The sequence below is a fragment of the Paenibacillus sp. FSL k6-2145 genome (assembly GCF_037976585.1).
Lineage (GTDB): Bacteria > Bacillota > Bacilli > Paenibacillales > Paenibacillaceae > Paenibacillus.
In genome coordinates this window covers 5,992,755-6,006,670 of the sequence record NZ_CP150267.1, presented here as the reverse complement: position 1 = coordinate 6,006,670, position 13,916 = coordinate 5,992,755, and the positions used below count along the sequence as shown (strand labels likewise).

General features: G+C 45.5%; 16 protein-coding genes. 9 read left to right on the top strand and 7 right to left on the bottom strand.

Features of this window, described 5'->3' with window-relative positions; all coding sequences use genetic code 11:
- Window positions 1-102 precede the first annotated feature (102 nt).
- Window positions 103-1,302, top strand: a complete 1,200-nt coding sequence (locus tag NZ043_RS26395; protein WP_339309659.1) for a GTP-binding protein — start codon at window positions 103-105, stop codon at window positions 1,300-1,302.
- A gap of 69 nt (window positions 1,303-1,371) precedes the next feature.
- Here the strand turns inward: NZ043_RS26395 and NZ043_RS26390 are convergent, their stop codons facing one another.
- Window positions 1,372-2,229 (bottom strand): hypothetical protein, encoded by an 858-nt coding sequence (locus tag NZ043_RS26390; RefSeq protein WP_133385105.1) that lies wholly within the window; start codon window positions 2,227-2,229, stop codon window positions 1,372-1,374.
- A 169-nt stretch (window positions 2,230-2,398) separates the two neighbouring features.
- Between NZ043_RS26390 and rpmG the strand changes: the two genes are divergently transcribed.
- The 6 genes from rpmG (at window position 2,399) to NZ043_RS26360 (ending at window position 6,564) form a co-directional block, all read left to right on the top strand.
- A complete protein-coding gene (gene rpmG / locus NZ043_RS26385; protein WP_036613813.1) occupies window positions 2,399-2,548 on the top strand; it encodes a 50S ribosomal protein L33 in 150 nt (49 codons plus the stop codon).
- Window positions 2,549-2,598: 50 nt separating this feature from the next.
- Window positions 2,599-3,306: a metal ABC transporter ATP-binding protein gene (locus NZ043_RS26380; RefSeq protein ID WP_091029617.1), complete on the top strand. Its 708-nt coding sequence runs from the start codon at window positions 2,599-2,601 to the stop codon at window positions 3,304-3,306.
- Window positions 3,252-4,145, top strand: a complete 894-nt coding sequence (locus NZ043_RS26375; RefSeq protein ID WP_249912543.1) for a metal ABC transporter permease — start codon at window positions 3,252-3,254, stop codon at window positions 4,143-4,145. Before NZ043_RS26380 ends, NZ043_RS26375 begins: the two co-directional genes overlap by 55 nt.
- A complete protein-coding gene (locus NZ043_RS26370) occupies window positions 4,132-5,172 on the top strand; it encodes a metal ABC transporter substrate-binding protein (RefSeq protein WP_339309658.1) in 1,041 nt (346 codons plus the stop codon). Before NZ043_RS26375 ends, NZ043_RS26370 begins: the two co-directional genes overlap by 14 nt.
- A 164-nt stretch (window positions 5,173-5,336) precedes the next feature.
- Complete coding sequence (locus NZ043_RS26365) at window positions 5,337-5,819, top strand: hypothetical protein (protein ID WP_249912545.1); 483 nt, start codon at window positions 5,337-5,339, stop codon at window positions 5,817-5,819.
- A gap of 43 nt (window positions 5,820-5,862) precedes the next feature.
- Window positions 5,863-6,564 (top strand): M50 family metallopeptidase, encoded by a 702-nt coding sequence (locus NZ043_RS26360; RefSeq protein WP_091029626.1) that lies wholly within the window; start codon window positions 5,863-5,865, stop codon window positions 6,562-6,564.
- A 115-nt stretch (window positions 6,565-6,679) separates the two neighbouring features.
- On the opposite strand, the gene NZ043_RS26355 is transcribed toward NZ043_RS26360, so the two are convergent.
- The 5 genes from NZ043_RS26355 to NZ043_RS26335 all read right to left on the bottom strand — a co-directional run bounded on the left by NZ043_RS26355 (window position 6,680) and on the right by NZ043_RS26335 (window position 10,798).
- The gene (locus tag NZ043_RS26355; protein ID WP_091029627.1) at window positions 6,680-7,051 is read right to left on the bottom strand and encodes a DUF4363 family protein; all 372 of its coding nucleotides are present in this window, start codon (window positions 7,049-7,051) and stop codon (window positions 6,680-6,682) included.
- Window positions 7,052-7,077: 26 nt separating this feature from the next.
- The gene (locus NZ043_RS26350) at window positions 7,078-7,806 is read right to left on the bottom strand and encodes a DUF421 domain-containing protein (RefSeq protein ID WP_091029630.1); all 729 of its coding nucleotides are present in this window, start codon (window positions 7,804-7,806) and stop codon (window positions 7,078-7,080) included.
- Window positions 7,807-8,152: 346 nt separating this feature from the next.
- A complete protein-coding gene (locus NZ043_RS26345; protein ID WP_091029632.1) occupies window positions 8,153-9,016 on the bottom strand; it encodes an SDR family oxidoreductase in 864 nt (287 codons plus the stop codon).
- Window positions 9,013-10,080 (bottom strand): mannonate dehydratase, encoded by a 1,068-nt coding sequence (gene uxuA, locus NZ043_RS26340; RefSeq protein ID WP_339309657.1) that lies wholly within the window; start codon window positions 10,078-10,080, stop codon window positions 9,013-9,015. The genes NZ043_RS26345 and uxuA overlap by 4 nt, the downstream gene beginning before the upstream one ends.
- 40 nt (window positions 10,081-10,120) lie before the next feature.
- Window positions 10,121-10,798, bottom strand: coding sequence for a GntR family transcriptional regulator (locus NZ043_RS26335; RefSeq protein ID WP_133385983.1), 678 nt, complete (start codon window positions 10,796-10,798; stop codon window positions 10,121-10,123).
- A gap of 272 nt (window positions 10,799-11,070) precedes the next feature.
- Here NZ043_RS26335 and NZ043_RS26330 point away from each other — a divergent pair, with 272 nt between their 5' ends.
- Together NZ043_RS26330 and NZ043_RS26325 are read left to right on the top strand one after the other, a co-directional pair.
- Window positions 11,071-11,373: a metalloregulator ArsR/SmtB family transcription factor gene (locus NZ043_RS26330; protein ID WP_091029636.1), complete on the top strand. Its 303-nt coding sequence runs from the start codon at window positions 11,071-11,073 to the stop codon at window positions 11,371-11,373.
- Between the two features lie 90 nt (window positions 11,374-11,463).
- A complete protein-coding gene (locus NZ043_RS26325; protein WP_339309656.1) occupies window positions 11,464-12,867 on the top strand; it encodes an aldehyde dehydrogenase in 1,404 nt (467 codons plus the stop codon).
- Between the two features lie 31 nt (window positions 12,868-12,898).
- Here the strand turns inward: NZ043_RS26325 and NZ043_RS26320 are convergent, their stop codons facing one another.
- Entirely contained in the window at window positions 12,899-13,810 is a 912-nt protein-coding gene (locus tag NZ043_RS26320) for an AraC family transcriptional regulator (protein WP_133385099.1), read from the bottom strand.
- Between the last annotated feature and the right edge of the window lie 106 nt (window positions 13,811-13,916).

Below are 13,916 nucleotides of genomic sequence, written 5' to 3'. Positions count from 1 at the left end.
GAGTTGACAACCGAGAGAAAACTGCGGTATAGTTCGGATTGCATCTTTAATAGTAATAATTACGATTAAAGTTAAAACTTAAACAGAGTGGAGGAAGCAGAAATGTCAGATCAACAGGTTCAACAGCGGGTTCCAGTAACCGTACTTAGTGGATATTTGGGTGCAGGCAAAACGACACTTCTCAATCATGTGCTTCATAACCGCGAGGGGATGCGGGTTGCTGTTATCGTTAATGATCTCAGTGAGGTTAACATCGATGCAGGTTTAATACGAGATGGTGGAGGATTATCACGTATTGATGAGAAACTGGTAGAGATGTCCAATGGTTGCATCTGCTGCACCTTACGGGAGGATCTGCTGAAAGAAGTCGAGCGGCTTGCGCTGGATGGTTCTTTTGACTACATACTGATTGAATCTACGGGTATTGGTGAGCCGGTACCTGTTGCGCAGACGTTTACGTATATCGATGAGGAACTCGGCATTGATTTGACGAAGTTCACTCGTCTCGACACGATGGTTACGGTTGTTGATGCTGCCCAGTTCTGGCGTGATTTTTATTCCAAAGAAACACTGAAGGATCGTGGACAGGAAGCGGGGGAGGACGATGTTCGCGGAATCGTTCATCTGCTGACGGATCAAGTGGAATTTTGTGATGTACTGATTCTGAACAAATGTGATCTGGTGTCGGAGGAAGAACTTTCGAAGCTTGAGAAGGCGTTACACGCCATGCAGCCAGAAGCTAAGCTTATTCGAACAACACATGGGCATATTGATCCAAGAGAGATATTGAACACAGGACGTTTTGATTTTGAAAAAGCAAGCCAGTCAGCGGGTTGGATCCGCGAATTAATGAAAGAGGAACATACCCCGGAGACTGAAGAATATGGAATTCATTCATTTGTCTATCATCGTAAACGTCCATTCCACCCGGAACGGTTGCTGCGTTGGATTGCGAAATGGCCAGATAATATCGTGCGATCCAAAGGCCTGATGTGGCTGGCAACAAGGAACCATATGGCGATCTCTTTCAGTCATGCAGGCACATCAAAGCAGCTTGCGCCAGCAGGAATATGGGTAGGTGCGATGAGTGAGGAGGAAAGGCAACTTCATTTTGGCGACACGCTGCCAAGCATACCGGACTGGGATGATGAGTGGGGTGACCGGGTGACGAAATTGGTATTCATCGGCATTGACATGGACCGGGCGGAGATTGAACGTACATTGGATGAGACCCTTCTTACGGAGGAAGAGATGTTGATGAACTGGCGTGAACTGAAAGATCCTTTTCCAGAGTGGAGTTGAAGTGAAAAGAAAAGATCTTCAAGTGCAATAGTGCCCCTGAAGATCAATGATTATATTGTATTAAGGACTTTAGCTAAAGTACAAATCGCCAAGATAAAAATCACCGTTGCCGCTTTTTTGCGGACTAAACACAAAGGTAAGGTACACTCCATAGGAACCCGTCCATCCTTGTGGATAATAAATGGCTTTGTAACTGTGTCTTGTTTTGGTTTTATCGTTCATTGCAATCACTTTAAAATCAGCTGATTTGATGTTAATCAACTGATCTGCATATTTAGTCAGCGTTTTTTTATCATTTGCTGCAATGATACCTTTGACTGTAGTCTTAAATTTATCTTTCTGGGATTGCTTACCCAGATCAAAAATGTCGATCTCGGGATTTTCAATAACTTTAGCATCTATGTATTTATCAAATTCACTAGTGCTACCTGTTTTAAGTGCTTTACCATACATTTTGATCAATGTTAAAGATTCTTTTTGCAATTTGACTATCATCTGAGCGTCAGTTCCAGTCATCTTGATTGAGCCAGAAGTGCTTGAGTTACTTGAACTACTTGGTTTACTTGAATCTTCAGAACCTTTGGCACCTGTACTGCTGTTATTACTACTCGAACTGCTTGGCTTACCGCTACCTGAATTAGTGATACTTACAACTTTGTTGCTAACATTCAGAGATACGTTGGCTCCCAGTGCTTCTGCTGTGGTACTTACAGGCAAGTAAACATCACCGTCATATACCAGTGCATTCAGTTTGTCTCCAGCTTCATTCTTGGGTGTCCAAGACAAACCGTTTACTTTAAAGCTAATGTTGCTGTCGAGTGCCGCTTCAATATCTTGAATTCCGTTTGAAGCTGCTACACCCAGGGCACCGAAAGCCAAACTGCATGCTACCAATGACCCAATAAAAGTTGATTTTTTGATCTTCATCTAGTTCCTCCGTAGGTAAAGTATAATGATACCAAAGCAGTATATCATATGAAATTATATTATGCATACAAAATTTTACTGTAACAGATATGGAGTTGACAAAAGAAAAGCTATAGACTAATATCATTAAATAGTAATAATTACGATTAAATAAGAGGAGGCAACAACCATGAGAGTCATTGTAACCTTAGCCTGTACCGAGTGCGGGGACCGCAACTATACAACAACCAAGAACAAACGTAACCATCCAGAGAGACTTGAGATGAAGAAGTACTCCCCACGTTTGAAGAAAATGACGATCCACCGGGAAACCAGATAAAAATTTTTTGTTATTTTTAAATCGTAATATTTACGAAAAGAGGGAGAGGCATGATACTATCCTCCATGCGTGATGTTGTATTTGGATATGGCAAAGAGCCGGTCATTGATCAACTGTCACTGGATATCCATGTGGGAGAGTTCATAGGCATCACAGGTCCCAACGGTTCTGCCAAAACGACCCTGTTAAAGCTGCTACTAGGGCTATTGAAGCCCTGGAGTGGCACGATACATATGAATCCGCAGTTGAAACGTGGGAACAAGTCCAATATCGGTTATGTGCCCCAGCAGGTGGCATCGTTTAATAGTGGATTTCCCAGTACGGTGAATGAACTGGTCCGGTCCGGGTGTTACACCAGGTTGGGATTATTCCGCAGATTCACAGCAACGCAGGATGCCATCGTTGAACGCAGTCTGCGGGAAGTTGGCATGTGGGAATATCGGAATACACGCGTCGGTGAGCTGTCCGGTGGACAGAAGCAGCGGATCTGTATTGCAAGAGCTATGGCTGGGCAACCGCAGGTTCTGGTACTGGATGAGCCAACAACGGGGATGGACCGCCACAGCCGTGAAGGATTTTACAATCTGATGCGCCACTATGTTGATGCTCATGGGATAACTATTATTATGGTTACTCATGGACTGGAAGAGATGGGAGATCGATTGGACCGAACGATTACTCTGGAGCGGCAAGAAAGTGAGGAATGGCAGTGTTTGAGTACGAATTCATGCAACGTGCCTTCTGGGCAGGTGGACTGATTGGAGTCATCGCTCCAATTCTCGGGGTCTATCTGATGCTCAGGCGGCAGGTACTAATGGCAGACACGTTATCCCATGTCTCACTTGCAGGGGTTGCGCTCGGTTCGGTCATGAATCTTAACCCGGTGATCTGCGGATTCGCCATTGCAATTATCGGTGCATTACTGGTTGAACAACTGCGTCGAAGTTACCGAACCTACAGCGAGGTACCTGTGGCAATCATCATGACTTCGGGGCTGGCTCTTGCTGTAGTGTTGATGAGTCTCAAAACCAATCTGTCCAAGACATTCAGCTCATACTTATTCGGATCTATTGTTGCGGTTAGCGATATACAGTTGTGGATGATGGCAGGAGTATGTGTCATGGGTTTACTTTTTTTCATCCTGCTCCGAAGACCGCTCTATAGCTTTACGTTTGATGAAGAGACAGCTTCCATTGGGGGCGTTCAGGTAAAAGGTTTATCGTTTGCATTTGCCATTCTGACAGGAATGACTGTAGCTTCAGCCATGCCGATCGTCGGTGTGTTGCTGGTGTCTGCTCTCATTGTATTACCTGCTGCCTTGGCACTGAGAGTGTCTCGCAGTTTTACAGCAGCCATCATTGTTGCGGTAATTACAGGATTAATCGGTATTTTTAGCGGGCTTACAACATCTTACCATCTAAATACACCACCGGGAGGAACAATTGCACTCATCCTGTTGGTCATCCTATTGACTGGAATATCAGCGCAAAAGCTGATTGCACGATATAACCGCAAGCGTCATAGCAAAGAAACGAAATCACAGCACGTCATTCTGGTCAACCATTCTAGGAGGAATACATCACATGAAATTCAGTAAAAAAGCTACGCTCGGATTGTTGTTTAGTCTTACACTTATCGTCGCAGGCTGCGGACAAAAATCCGCTTCTGATGCAAATACAGCTTCGACAGGCACTTCTGTTCCAGTCGAGACGAAAACGGCAAAATTAAACGTGCAGGTCAGCTTCTACCCGATGTATGAGTTCACCAAAAATGTGGCAGGTGATCTCGCTGAGGTGCATACCCTCGTTCCAGCGGGGATGGAGCCCCATGATTGGGAGCCCACACCACAAGATATTGCCAGCATTGAAAAAGCGGATGTGCTTGTATACAACGGTGCGGGTATGGAATCATGGATGGATCAGGTCACCGGAAGTCTAAGCAACGCTTCACTCATTCAGGTGGAAGCAAGCAAGGGCATCAACCTGCTTGAAGGTGGAGAGCATGATCACCATCATGAAGATTCAGAGGCAACAGAACATGACCACGATCATGACCATGCGAATGAAGCGACTACAGAAGCACATGATCACGATCATGGTGGACTTGATCCCCACGTATGGCTGTCACCTGCATTGGCTGTCAAAGAAGTACGTAATATTGAAGCGGGATTAGCGCAGGCTGCTCCAGAACACGCTGAACAGTTCAAGCAAAATGCAGATGCCTACGTTGCTCAACTGGAGTCACTGGATCAAGACTTCAAGGCGGCTGTGACGGATAGCAAACGTAAGGATTTCATCACACAACACGCTGCATTTGGCTACCTTGCACAGGAATACGGATTGCAACAGGTGCCCATCGCAGGATTGTCTCCTGAGCAAGAACCCTCGGCAGCACAGATGGCATCCGTTATTGATTTTGCAAAAGAGCATCAAGTGAAGACAATTTTCTTCGAAACACTGGTTTCATCCAAAGTGTCTGAGACGATTGCAAGTGAAGTGGGAGCCAAGACGGCTGTATTGAACCCGATTGAGGGACTCACCGAGGAAGAAATTGCGGCGGGAATGGACTACATTAGCGTGATGAGACAGAATCTGGAGGCTCTAAAACTGGCGCTGAACGAATAATAAAAGATCAGTTTGATGCCTTTCACCGAAAAAGGTACAATAATACAACATGCTGAGGAATGGATCGCCATTCCTTTGCCTTTTTGCAAAGCAGAGAGCACAGGGATGTGCTCTCTCTTTGTTGAATAAGGGACCGGATCAAGGATAACAGGAGGACGCATTAGATGAATTTAAATGAGGAACATGAAGTGCTGTTAAGTGAACAGCCTGCCCATCTATGGAGACGGCGGAAGCTGGAGCTGATGCACTGGACGGAACGTGATAAACATACGGTATCCGCGAAGAAAACAGAGATTTGGAACGGTGTTGAAGTTGATGCTGAGCTTGTGAACGCATTGTCCATACTTCAGAGTGTGGGCGTGAGGACGGAATTTTCATGTGCAGGGGTGAGTCCGCTTGATGAACCTGTCGATCATTCCCTTTATGCTTATGTTACCCTGATACAAAGTGAGGTTGCAGATCAATTCGTGCACTATGCTCTCCGTCGGATGCGGAATCGACTGCTCGTTACACTAGAGGCTGAAAAAGGCCGATATGACCTATCTTCTTTTTTCATTGGACACAATCGGAGCTTCTGCTGGTGGATGGAGCACTGCGCCTTACAGTTCGGAAGCCGAAACGAATCGAGTGAAAAAAGCGTAGTATAAAGAATAGGCTTGTTTACTTGAAGGTAAAGGAGGTATGGCACGATTGAATAAGTGGGTCAAAACGATACTGTTCCTACTAGGCTCCGTCTTTCTTACACGATTCATCCCATTTTCGTCCTTGTTCCGTAACCTGGATACGATGATCCATGAATTCGGTCATGCACTAATGACACTGGTATTGTCAGGTAAAGTGTTGCGCATTGAATTGTACGCTGATCATAGTGGTGTAACTTACTCTTCCATGCTGACGCCAGGCAGATCGATCCTGGTTTCTCTGGCGGGATATATCAGTGCATCACTGTTCGCCTGGCTGTTGTTTTACTTATACCGCAAAGGCTTGCACATGTGGGGACTCGGTATTATGACGGCTGTCGCTCTGGTGTCGCTCCTGTTATATGTAAGAGGAGAGTTCGGTATGTTATGGCTGACCGGGTTTATCGTTCTGAATGTGGTCATTATGATTTTTGGCGCTAAGATCGTGAAGTTCTATTATCTGTTACTGGCGTTTCTTACACTGGAAGAGTCGGTTGTTAGTGCGGTATACGTTGGATTTATGTCCTGGACTCAGCCTTCACGGGCAGGGGATGCAGCGAATCTCGCTCAACAGACATTCCTTCCCGCACTGTTCTGGGGAACGCTGTTTGCTCTATTTGCGCTGTGGTGTGCCAAGGGAGCACTCGGTCTCTTTTTCCGCAAAGAAAGCACTTCGCGATCGTCACGGTCTCGGGGATTACGAAGAGCGTAATGGTTATAAAGGTATACAAAGCAAAAAAAGGCACTTCCTTTCTTCATGAAAGGAGAGTGCCTTTTAATTTTGGACGTACATCTGATATTAGAGTCTGATATTGAACACATGGAACCTAATCTCCAAGATTATCCCATAACACATAAAAGTAATAAATCTCTTCCATAATCGCCTTATCATCCTCTGCCGCAACGCCGCCCTTGATCCGAGCAAGCGTGCCCAGAATATCATATATCGTTTCACGCTCTACACTGAACTGAATGCGGTTAACGACCTTATCCCAAGCTTGCATTGCGTAATTAACTTGAGACTTGGCTTCAGTCCATTGTTTTCCCTCAACCTGTTTCTCTAACGTTTGTATAGATTCAAGCAAGCGATCATCGTTGCCAAAGGGCTTTTTGAGAAAGGCTCCGCTAGCCATAATCGCAACGAATACAAGAATGAGGAAGATCGGAAGCACATATAGCAGCCAGAAACGCGTTTTCATTCAACCGCCTCCTTCATGTAAAGAGTTTAGAAAGGCCCCTCATAATCGCCCATATCGATTTTTTCGGTGATCTTATCCTTGAACAGGTCCACATACAATTTGTCATTGGGTAATATGGCGGCAAAAGCGATATCCTGTATCGTAATGTTTTGCTTTTTCAGCTGTTCACTGAGCCAATTAATATCTTTGTGTCTTTCCTCAAGATTTTGCTTAATCAGCAGGCCATCAATGATAATCTCGGTCATCAGCTTGCTCTTCGGCGGGTGCATATGCATGTCTTTTGCGGTTACCGGTTGATTCTCAGGTTTCAAAACAACCGAGAGGCTGCCATCCGGTTCCAGAATCGCATAATCTAACGTCGTAATATCAAATACATCCTTTTGCCGCAGCATCATGGTCAATTCATCAAATTTGACTCGCATTTTACTCAGGTTCTGTTCGAGAATTTTACCGTTCTGGATGATCAATGTGGGATCTGAGTCCATTAATTTGGAGATGGTGCGATTCTTCAGCGTAATATACTGAAAGATGATCGTAATGATTGTGAAAATGGTCAAGGCCACAAAATGAATCCAGGCCTTGGACGAGAGATCGGTTGCAAACGTACCTGCAATGGAACCGATTGTGATGCCGTTAATGTAATCAAAATACGTCAAGTTACCCATCTGCTGTTTGCCCAGCACCCTTGTATAGATGATCAGGGTCAGAAAGGCAATAATAGACCGTACGGCAACAACCCATGTTTCTTCCATCATATATGTATCACCTTCCTTTATTTCACCGTAGCTGTATTATGAGGTTGTTTAAAAAGTTTGCTTTTGAACATGCATTATAACAAGCTTCTCCTATGCTGGATGATCTTATGCTTGAACGCAAAAAACCGAAACCTGGGTATGTATCCCAAGCTTCGGTCTCTATAAATTCTCTATATTAGTTGAACTGATTCATTTGCACGTAACGGAGAGGAAAGAAAAAACCTGAAAAAGCGAAGCGCTCGCCTTTATTCCCGGATTTCTCCTTCGGAGAAGTGAATCGATAAAATCTGGGGATAACAGCGATTGGAAGGTTGTTCTTTCATCGGAGTGTCTGTGTAAGAAATCGTTAAACACCGGAATATGCCATAAATCCGCCATCTACCGGAATGACTGTGCCAGTGACAAAGCCGGACTGTCTTTCATCCGCAAGCCACATTAATGTGCCAAGCAGGTCTTCCGGTTTGCCAAAGCGGCGCATGGGTGTATGCGCAATAATTTTACTGGAACGTTCCGTTGGTGAGCCGTCTGGTTGCAGTAATAGATTACGGTTTTGCTCGGTCAGGAAAAATCCGGGTGCAATAGCGTTGACACGAATACCGGATTCGGCCAGATGAACGGCGAGCCACTGCGTGAAGTTGTTAATGGCTGCCTTCGCAGCGCTGTAAGCTGGAACTTTCGTCATGGGAGATGGGGCGCTCATGGAAGAAATGTTTATGACAGTAGCGGGAACATCGCGCTCTATCATATGTTTTGCAAAGATCTGAGTGGGGATGAGAGAACCGACAAAATTCAGATCCATCACCTGACGAAATCCCTCTACACTTACATCGAAAAATGTAGTGACATCGCTCTTTTCCAGATCTTCCAATCTAAAAATTTCATTGGTGGTGTTGGCACTGGCGTTATTGCCACCGGCGCCATTAATCAGAATGTCGCATGGTCCAAGCTGTTCCAGTACAGCATCTGCCGCCGCTTGTACACTATCGGCCTGGGTTACGTCACAGGCAATAGCAATCGCTCTGCCACCGGCAGCTTCAATCGCAGCTACAACTTCCTGCCCCTTGGACACGGTGCGGTTCAGGATGGCTACACTTGCACCGTGCCGAGCGAGTTCTTCCGCCATGGAGCGGCATAGTACTCCAGCACCTCCGGTGATTACAGCCGTTCTGCCTTCGAGACGAGATGAGCGTTCATATTGACGTTCACTCATGCTTTTGCCCTCCTTTGCAGGGAATCCCAGACGCCCCAGAGATACATGATCCCCAAAGCCCGGTCATAGAGTCCATAGCCAGGTCGGCACTGTTCTCCCCAGAGATGACGACCGTGATCGGGTCTTGCATAACCTTCATAACCGATATCGTGATAAGCCTCAACAACCCCTGCAATATCAACACTGCCATCCTGACTGCGATGTGAGGTTTCAATAAAGTCGCCGTTATCGTATATTTTTACATTACGAATGTGGGCAAATGGAATCCGATCCTTGAACTCGTGTATCATCCCGATAATGTCATTATCAGCATTTGCTCCCAAAGAGCCACTGCATAACGTCACGCTGTTGTAAGGGCTATCATAAAGATTCAAATATTTCCGAACATTCTCCTGATTCGTAATAATCTTTGGTAATCCAAAGATTGGCCATGGCGGGTCATCCGGATGGATGGCCATTCGAATCCCCAGCCGTTCGGCTGTAGGCATAATCTCTTGCAGGAAATAACGTGCGTGCTCCCACATGTGATCCTCGGTTACATCCTTGTAGGCTTCGAACAAACCTGTTAAATACTGCAATCGTTCTGGTTCCCAACCTGGCATGGTGAGTGCGGAGTTTTCCGTAATGCGTCGAACGAGTTCCAGAGGTTCTATATCTGCGAGTTTACTGTGCTCATAGAAGAGGGCAGTTGAGCCATCCTCCATTTCCTTGTGCATATCCGTGCGAAGCCAGTCGAAGATGGGCATAAAGTTATAACAGATGACCTTCACACCAACCTGGGCAAGTTTCTCCATCGTTTTAATATAGTTCGCAATGTATTTATCCCTTGATGGCAAGCCCAACTTGATATCCTCATGGATGTTCACACTCTCAACGACATCCAGATGTAATCCGGCCTTGTCCGCTGCTGTTTTGACAGCGAGTATTTTGTCCATCGGCCATTCGTCGCCAGCAGGAACATCGTGCAGTGCCCACACAATACCTTCAACACCCGGAATCTGCCGGATATGATCCAGCGTTACCGTATCATTGCCTTCGCCAAACCAGCGAAAAACCATTCTCATCACGTTCACCTCATCATGAATAGTAGGAAGAAAAATTCAGTCATTGAAAATAGGAAGGATATGTATCCTGCAGGACAGCCAAATCGGTGACAGTTAAATGCAAATGTTCCTGCATCAGTCGCTCTGCTGTGTCGGCATCATGCTGCTGAATGGCCTTGACCATAGACCGGTGCTGTTCAATTAGGTGATCCCATTGGTGGTCCGAGGACAGGCGTAACATGCGACTTCGATTCAAATGTACATTCATCTGCTGGATAACAGTCCAGGTGTTGCTTTTGTTGCAGCCTGCAAAAAGAGTGCTATGGAATTCCTCATCCAATTGAAACATTCGTTCATCATCCGGTTTGACCCTGCATTCCTGTTGCCACGCAAGGTTCTGTTCAAGAGCTACCATATGTTCGTTCGGAAAGTTCTCGCAGGCGAGCCTGATTACGGCTCGTTCGAGCTGTTCACGCATGAACCGTGCTTCCTCAACGAGATCGACTTGAATCAGAGAGACGTATGTGCCACGCTGTGGATACACTTCCAGCAGACCTTCCTGAGCAAGCCTTACAAAACTTTCTCGAACAGGTGTCCGGCTGACCTGGAACTCAAGCGAAATTTCCTTCTCGGAAATAGCTGTTCCCGGAGGCATTTTTAGACTCAAAATGAGTTGTTTCAGCGTGAAGTAAACGACATCTCGCGTTGAGTAAGATTGCTTATTATTCATGGAAGACATACTGCTCGCAACAGGCAACAAACCGGCTTTGGATGATAACTTTGGGGTATATTCCACAACTTCAACTCCTTCATTGATATACTACCATACTTGTATGGTAGTATGGAAGCGCTTTATCCACATTATATTAAATTTAGTTGAAGGTTCACTTGCAGTTCAAGTGATTGAAGAGTACAATTCAGTTATTAGGTTCGAATGTTTAAACCAACAGACATCAAACAGAGAAAATATACGTAGAATAATGAAGAAGAAATAGTATAGAGGTGAACACCATGGGACAAAAAGCGATCAGCGTTTTTCAAACCTGTATCCCGTTATTTCAAGTATTAAGTGACAACCATCGTCAATCTATTTTGCTGACACTTACCGAGAAGGGCAGAATGACGGTGAATGAAATTACCGAACACTCCAGCCTATCCCGGCCAGCCATATCTCATCATCTCAAGCTGTTATTAGAGAAGGGGCTCATATCTGTGGAACAGAAGGGCACACAGCGATATTATTCGGCTTCATTGAATGCATCGGTGGAACTGCTGAAGGAACTGGTAGCTGCTTTGGAAGAAGAGTGTCTGTAGATTAATAGTGATAAAACATGCTTTTGCATGTGCCTTATAGGTTCGTAAGTTTAAACGCTTGATCAATAATGAATAGAGGAGTATGTATATATGACAACGACTATACAGGAAGTAACCAGTCAGGAAGTTGAACAGATTTTGGAGCAGCAACGACAATTCTTTCGTTCCGGGGCCACACGATCGGCAGAAGCTCGAATTGCCCGTCTGAACCAACTCAAGCAGGCGATTCAAAAGTATGAGACCAGACTGACTGAAGCTCTCTATCAGGATTTGGGCAAAAGTGAGTTTGAATCCTACACAACCGAGATCGGATTTATGATGGACAGCATCACACACACCATTCGTAAAGTGAATAAATGGGTGAAGCCCGTTAAAGTGAAAACGCAAATGGCACTCCTTGGTTCGAAAAGTTATATCATACCCGAACCCTACGGGGCAGTTCTCATTATCGGACCGTTTAATTATCCATTTCAACTCTTAATCGAACCATTGGTAGGTGCTATTGCGGCAGGCAACACAGCCGTGCTCAAAGCGTCAGAGAATACACCTGCGGTGTCCGCTGTTGTACGTGAAATGATTGCGAGCGTGTTCGAACCGGCATACGTACAAGTGCTTGACGGTGCTAAAGATACAACAACAGCACTGATTAACGCGCCATTCGACTATATCTTTTTTACAGGCAGTGTACCGGTAGGCAAGATTGTAATGGAGGCAGCTGCCAAAAATCTCGTTCCCGTTACGTTGGAACTGGGCGGTAAGAGTCCGGTCATTGTTGATGAACAGGCGGATATCAAAGTAGCAGCTGAGCGCATTATATGGGGCAAACTGCTCAATACAGGACAGACCTGTATTGCACCCGATTATTTACTCGTGCATGAGCGCGTGAAGGAAGCGTTAATTACGGAGATGAAAGCAGCGATTGTGTCCTTCTTTGGTTCGGATATCCAGCACAACAAGGACTATGGGCGAATCGTGAACAAGGGACATTTTAAACGGCTGACGACTTTGATTGAGCGGGATCAGGCCAAAGTGATATATGGGGGAGCTTCGGATGAGGAAGATCGCTTTATTGAACCTACACTGATTGATGCGGAGTCCTGGGATGCAGCAACGATGGAAGATGAGATTTTTGGACCAATTCTTCCGATCATTAGCTACCGTAACGTTGATGAAGCTATTGTAGAGATCGTAAAGCGGCCGAAACCACTCGCCTTGTATCTGTTTACTTCCGACACCCGGGTTCAGGACAAAGTGCTGCGCGAAGTTTCTTTTGGAGGCGGCTGCATTAACGATACCATCACGCATGTAGCGAATCCGCGTCTGCCGTTTGGCGGTGTTGGTCATTCTGGCGTTGGCTCGTATCATGGGCAGTACAGCTTCGAAACCTTCTCTCATCTCAAAAGTGTACTGAAAAAAAGCACCAAGTTGAATCTGCCGATTCTATATCCACCGTATGATAACAAGCTCAAGTTGATTAAGCGTTTGTTGAAATAAATAAGAAAGACAAAAAGCCTGCTACTGGACCTTATTCCAGAGCAGGCTGTTCCTGTCGGTAACGGGATGGTGACATGCCGGACCAGCGCTTGAATTGACGACTGAAATGAGCAATATCCTTATAACCAAGCATGACGGCAATATTCTGAACAGACAGCTTCGGATTGCCCAGAAGAAGCTTCGCTTCATGCAAAACCAACTGGGACAATACAGCACGGGGAGACTGACCGAACACCTGCTTGAACACGCGATTACAGTGAGAAGAACTGATGCCCAGCTCTGCTGCAATATCATCAATGCCATAGTGAGCGTTGGATTCGTGTCCCTGTTTGAATTGCTGACTCATCAGGCCTTGCAATCGATTACGAATCTGGTGGGCGAGTTCAATCTTCTCGTGTCCGTCGGTAAACCATTGTGCTGCCTCTTGCGATACCGCCTCCCACAGATGGCCAAATAGTTCAAATACCGCAGATTGCAGCTGCATACGCTGTACCATCGTATTTGCTGTTTCATCATCCGCAGATGACATCAATTTGCGCAAAACCGGCTCAATCTGCTGTGTAACCGGACTATCCGCACTGAATCGCACTTGTTTGATGCGTGCCAGCAACGATAGGAACAACTGATCATCAATGTCAAAATGCATGCAAAAATACGTAAATCCCTTGCCGTTATGGCTCTGGCTGGAATGAATGCTTCCCGGAGGAATCAGGAGCAGTTCGCCAGCCTTTTGAATGTATAGGGTACCATTCACCATCATGCGTTGCTCGCCTTCCGTGACATAATTCAATTCATATTGAGGGTGCTCATGCGCCGGATAATCCCAGTCCGTACCGACACTGCGTAAATGAATGGCGAACAGATTAACCGTTGTTTGCACATCTGGATAAAAAACTTCATGGACACTTTCTCCCAAAGTAGGAGGCAAATACGTTGAAGACATGGAAGATCCCCCTTTATTTAGAGGTTGTTCAAAAAGTGCGATTTTGAACACGCACTTATATCAAATGGAATGGTTTTGTGTAACCGCTTTAATCCATTATAGTCTA

What these genes read in the sequence shown, in the direction of transcription:
- NZ043_RS26370 (WP_339309658.1), top strand. Translation starts at nt 4,132, where the DNA reads ATGAAATTCAGTAAAAAAGCTACGCTCGGATTGTTGTTTAGTCTTACA.
- NZ043_RS26390 (WP_133385105.1), bottom strand. Translation starts at nt 2,229, where the DNA reads ATGAAGATCAAAAAATCAACTTTTATTGGGTCATTGGTAGCATGCAGT.
- NZ043_RS26350 (WP_091029630.1), bottom strand. Translation starts at nt 7,806, where the DNA reads ATGATGGAAGAAACATGGGTTGTTGCCGTACGGTCTATTATTGCCTTT.
- NZ043_RS26365 (WP_249912545.1), top strand. Translation starts at nt 5,337, where the DNA reads ATGAATTTAAATGAGGAACATGAAGTGCTGTTAAGTGAACAGCCTGCC.
- NZ043_RS26345 (WP_091029632.1), bottom strand. Translation starts at nt 9,016, where the DNA reads ATGAGTGAACGTCAATATGAACGCTCATCTCGTCTCGAAGGCAGAACG.
- rpmG (WP_036613813.1), top strand. Translation starts at nt 2,399, where the DNA reads ATGAGAGTCATTGTAACCTTAGCCTGTACCGAGTGCGGGGACCGCAAC.
- NZ043_RS26355 (WP_091029627.1), bottom strand. Translation starts at nt 7,051, where the DNA reads ATGAAAACGCGTTTCTGGCTGCTATATGTGCTTCCGATCTTCCTCATT.
- NZ043_RS26380 (WP_091029617.1), top strand. Translation starts at nt 2,599, where the DNA reads ATGATACTATCCTCCATGCGTGATGTTGTATTTGGATATGGCAAAGAG.
- uxuA (WP_339309657.1), bottom strand. Translation starts at nt 10,080, where the DNA reads ATGAGAATGGTTTTTCGCTGGTTTGGCGAAGGCAATGATACGGTAACG.
- NZ043_RS26375 (WP_249912543.1), top strand. Translation starts at nt 3,252, where the DNA reads ATGGCAGTGTTTGAGTACGAATTCATGCAACGTGCCTTCTGGGCAGGT.
- NZ043_RS26330 (WP_091029636.1), top strand. Translation starts at nt 11,071, where the DNA reads ATGGGACAAAAAGCGATCAGCGTTTTTCAAACCTGTATCCCGTTATTT.
- NZ043_RS26325 (WP_339309656.1), top strand. Translation starts at nt 11,464, where the DNA reads ATGACAACGACTATACAGGAAGTAACCAGTCAGGAAGTTGAACAGATT.
- NZ043_RS26320 (WP_133385099.1), bottom strand. Translation starts at nt 13,810, where the DNA reads ATGTCTTCAACGTATTTGCCTCCTACTTTGGGAGAAAGTGTCCATGAA.
- NZ043_RS26395 (WP_339309659.1), top strand. Translation starts at nt 103, where the DNA reads ATGTCAGATCAACAGGTTCAACAGCGGGTTCCAGTAACCGTACTTAGT.
- NZ043_RS26335 (WP_133385983.1), bottom strand. Translation starts at nt 10,798, where the DNA reads ATGTCTTCCATGAATAATAAGCAATCTTACTCAACGCGAGATGTCGTT.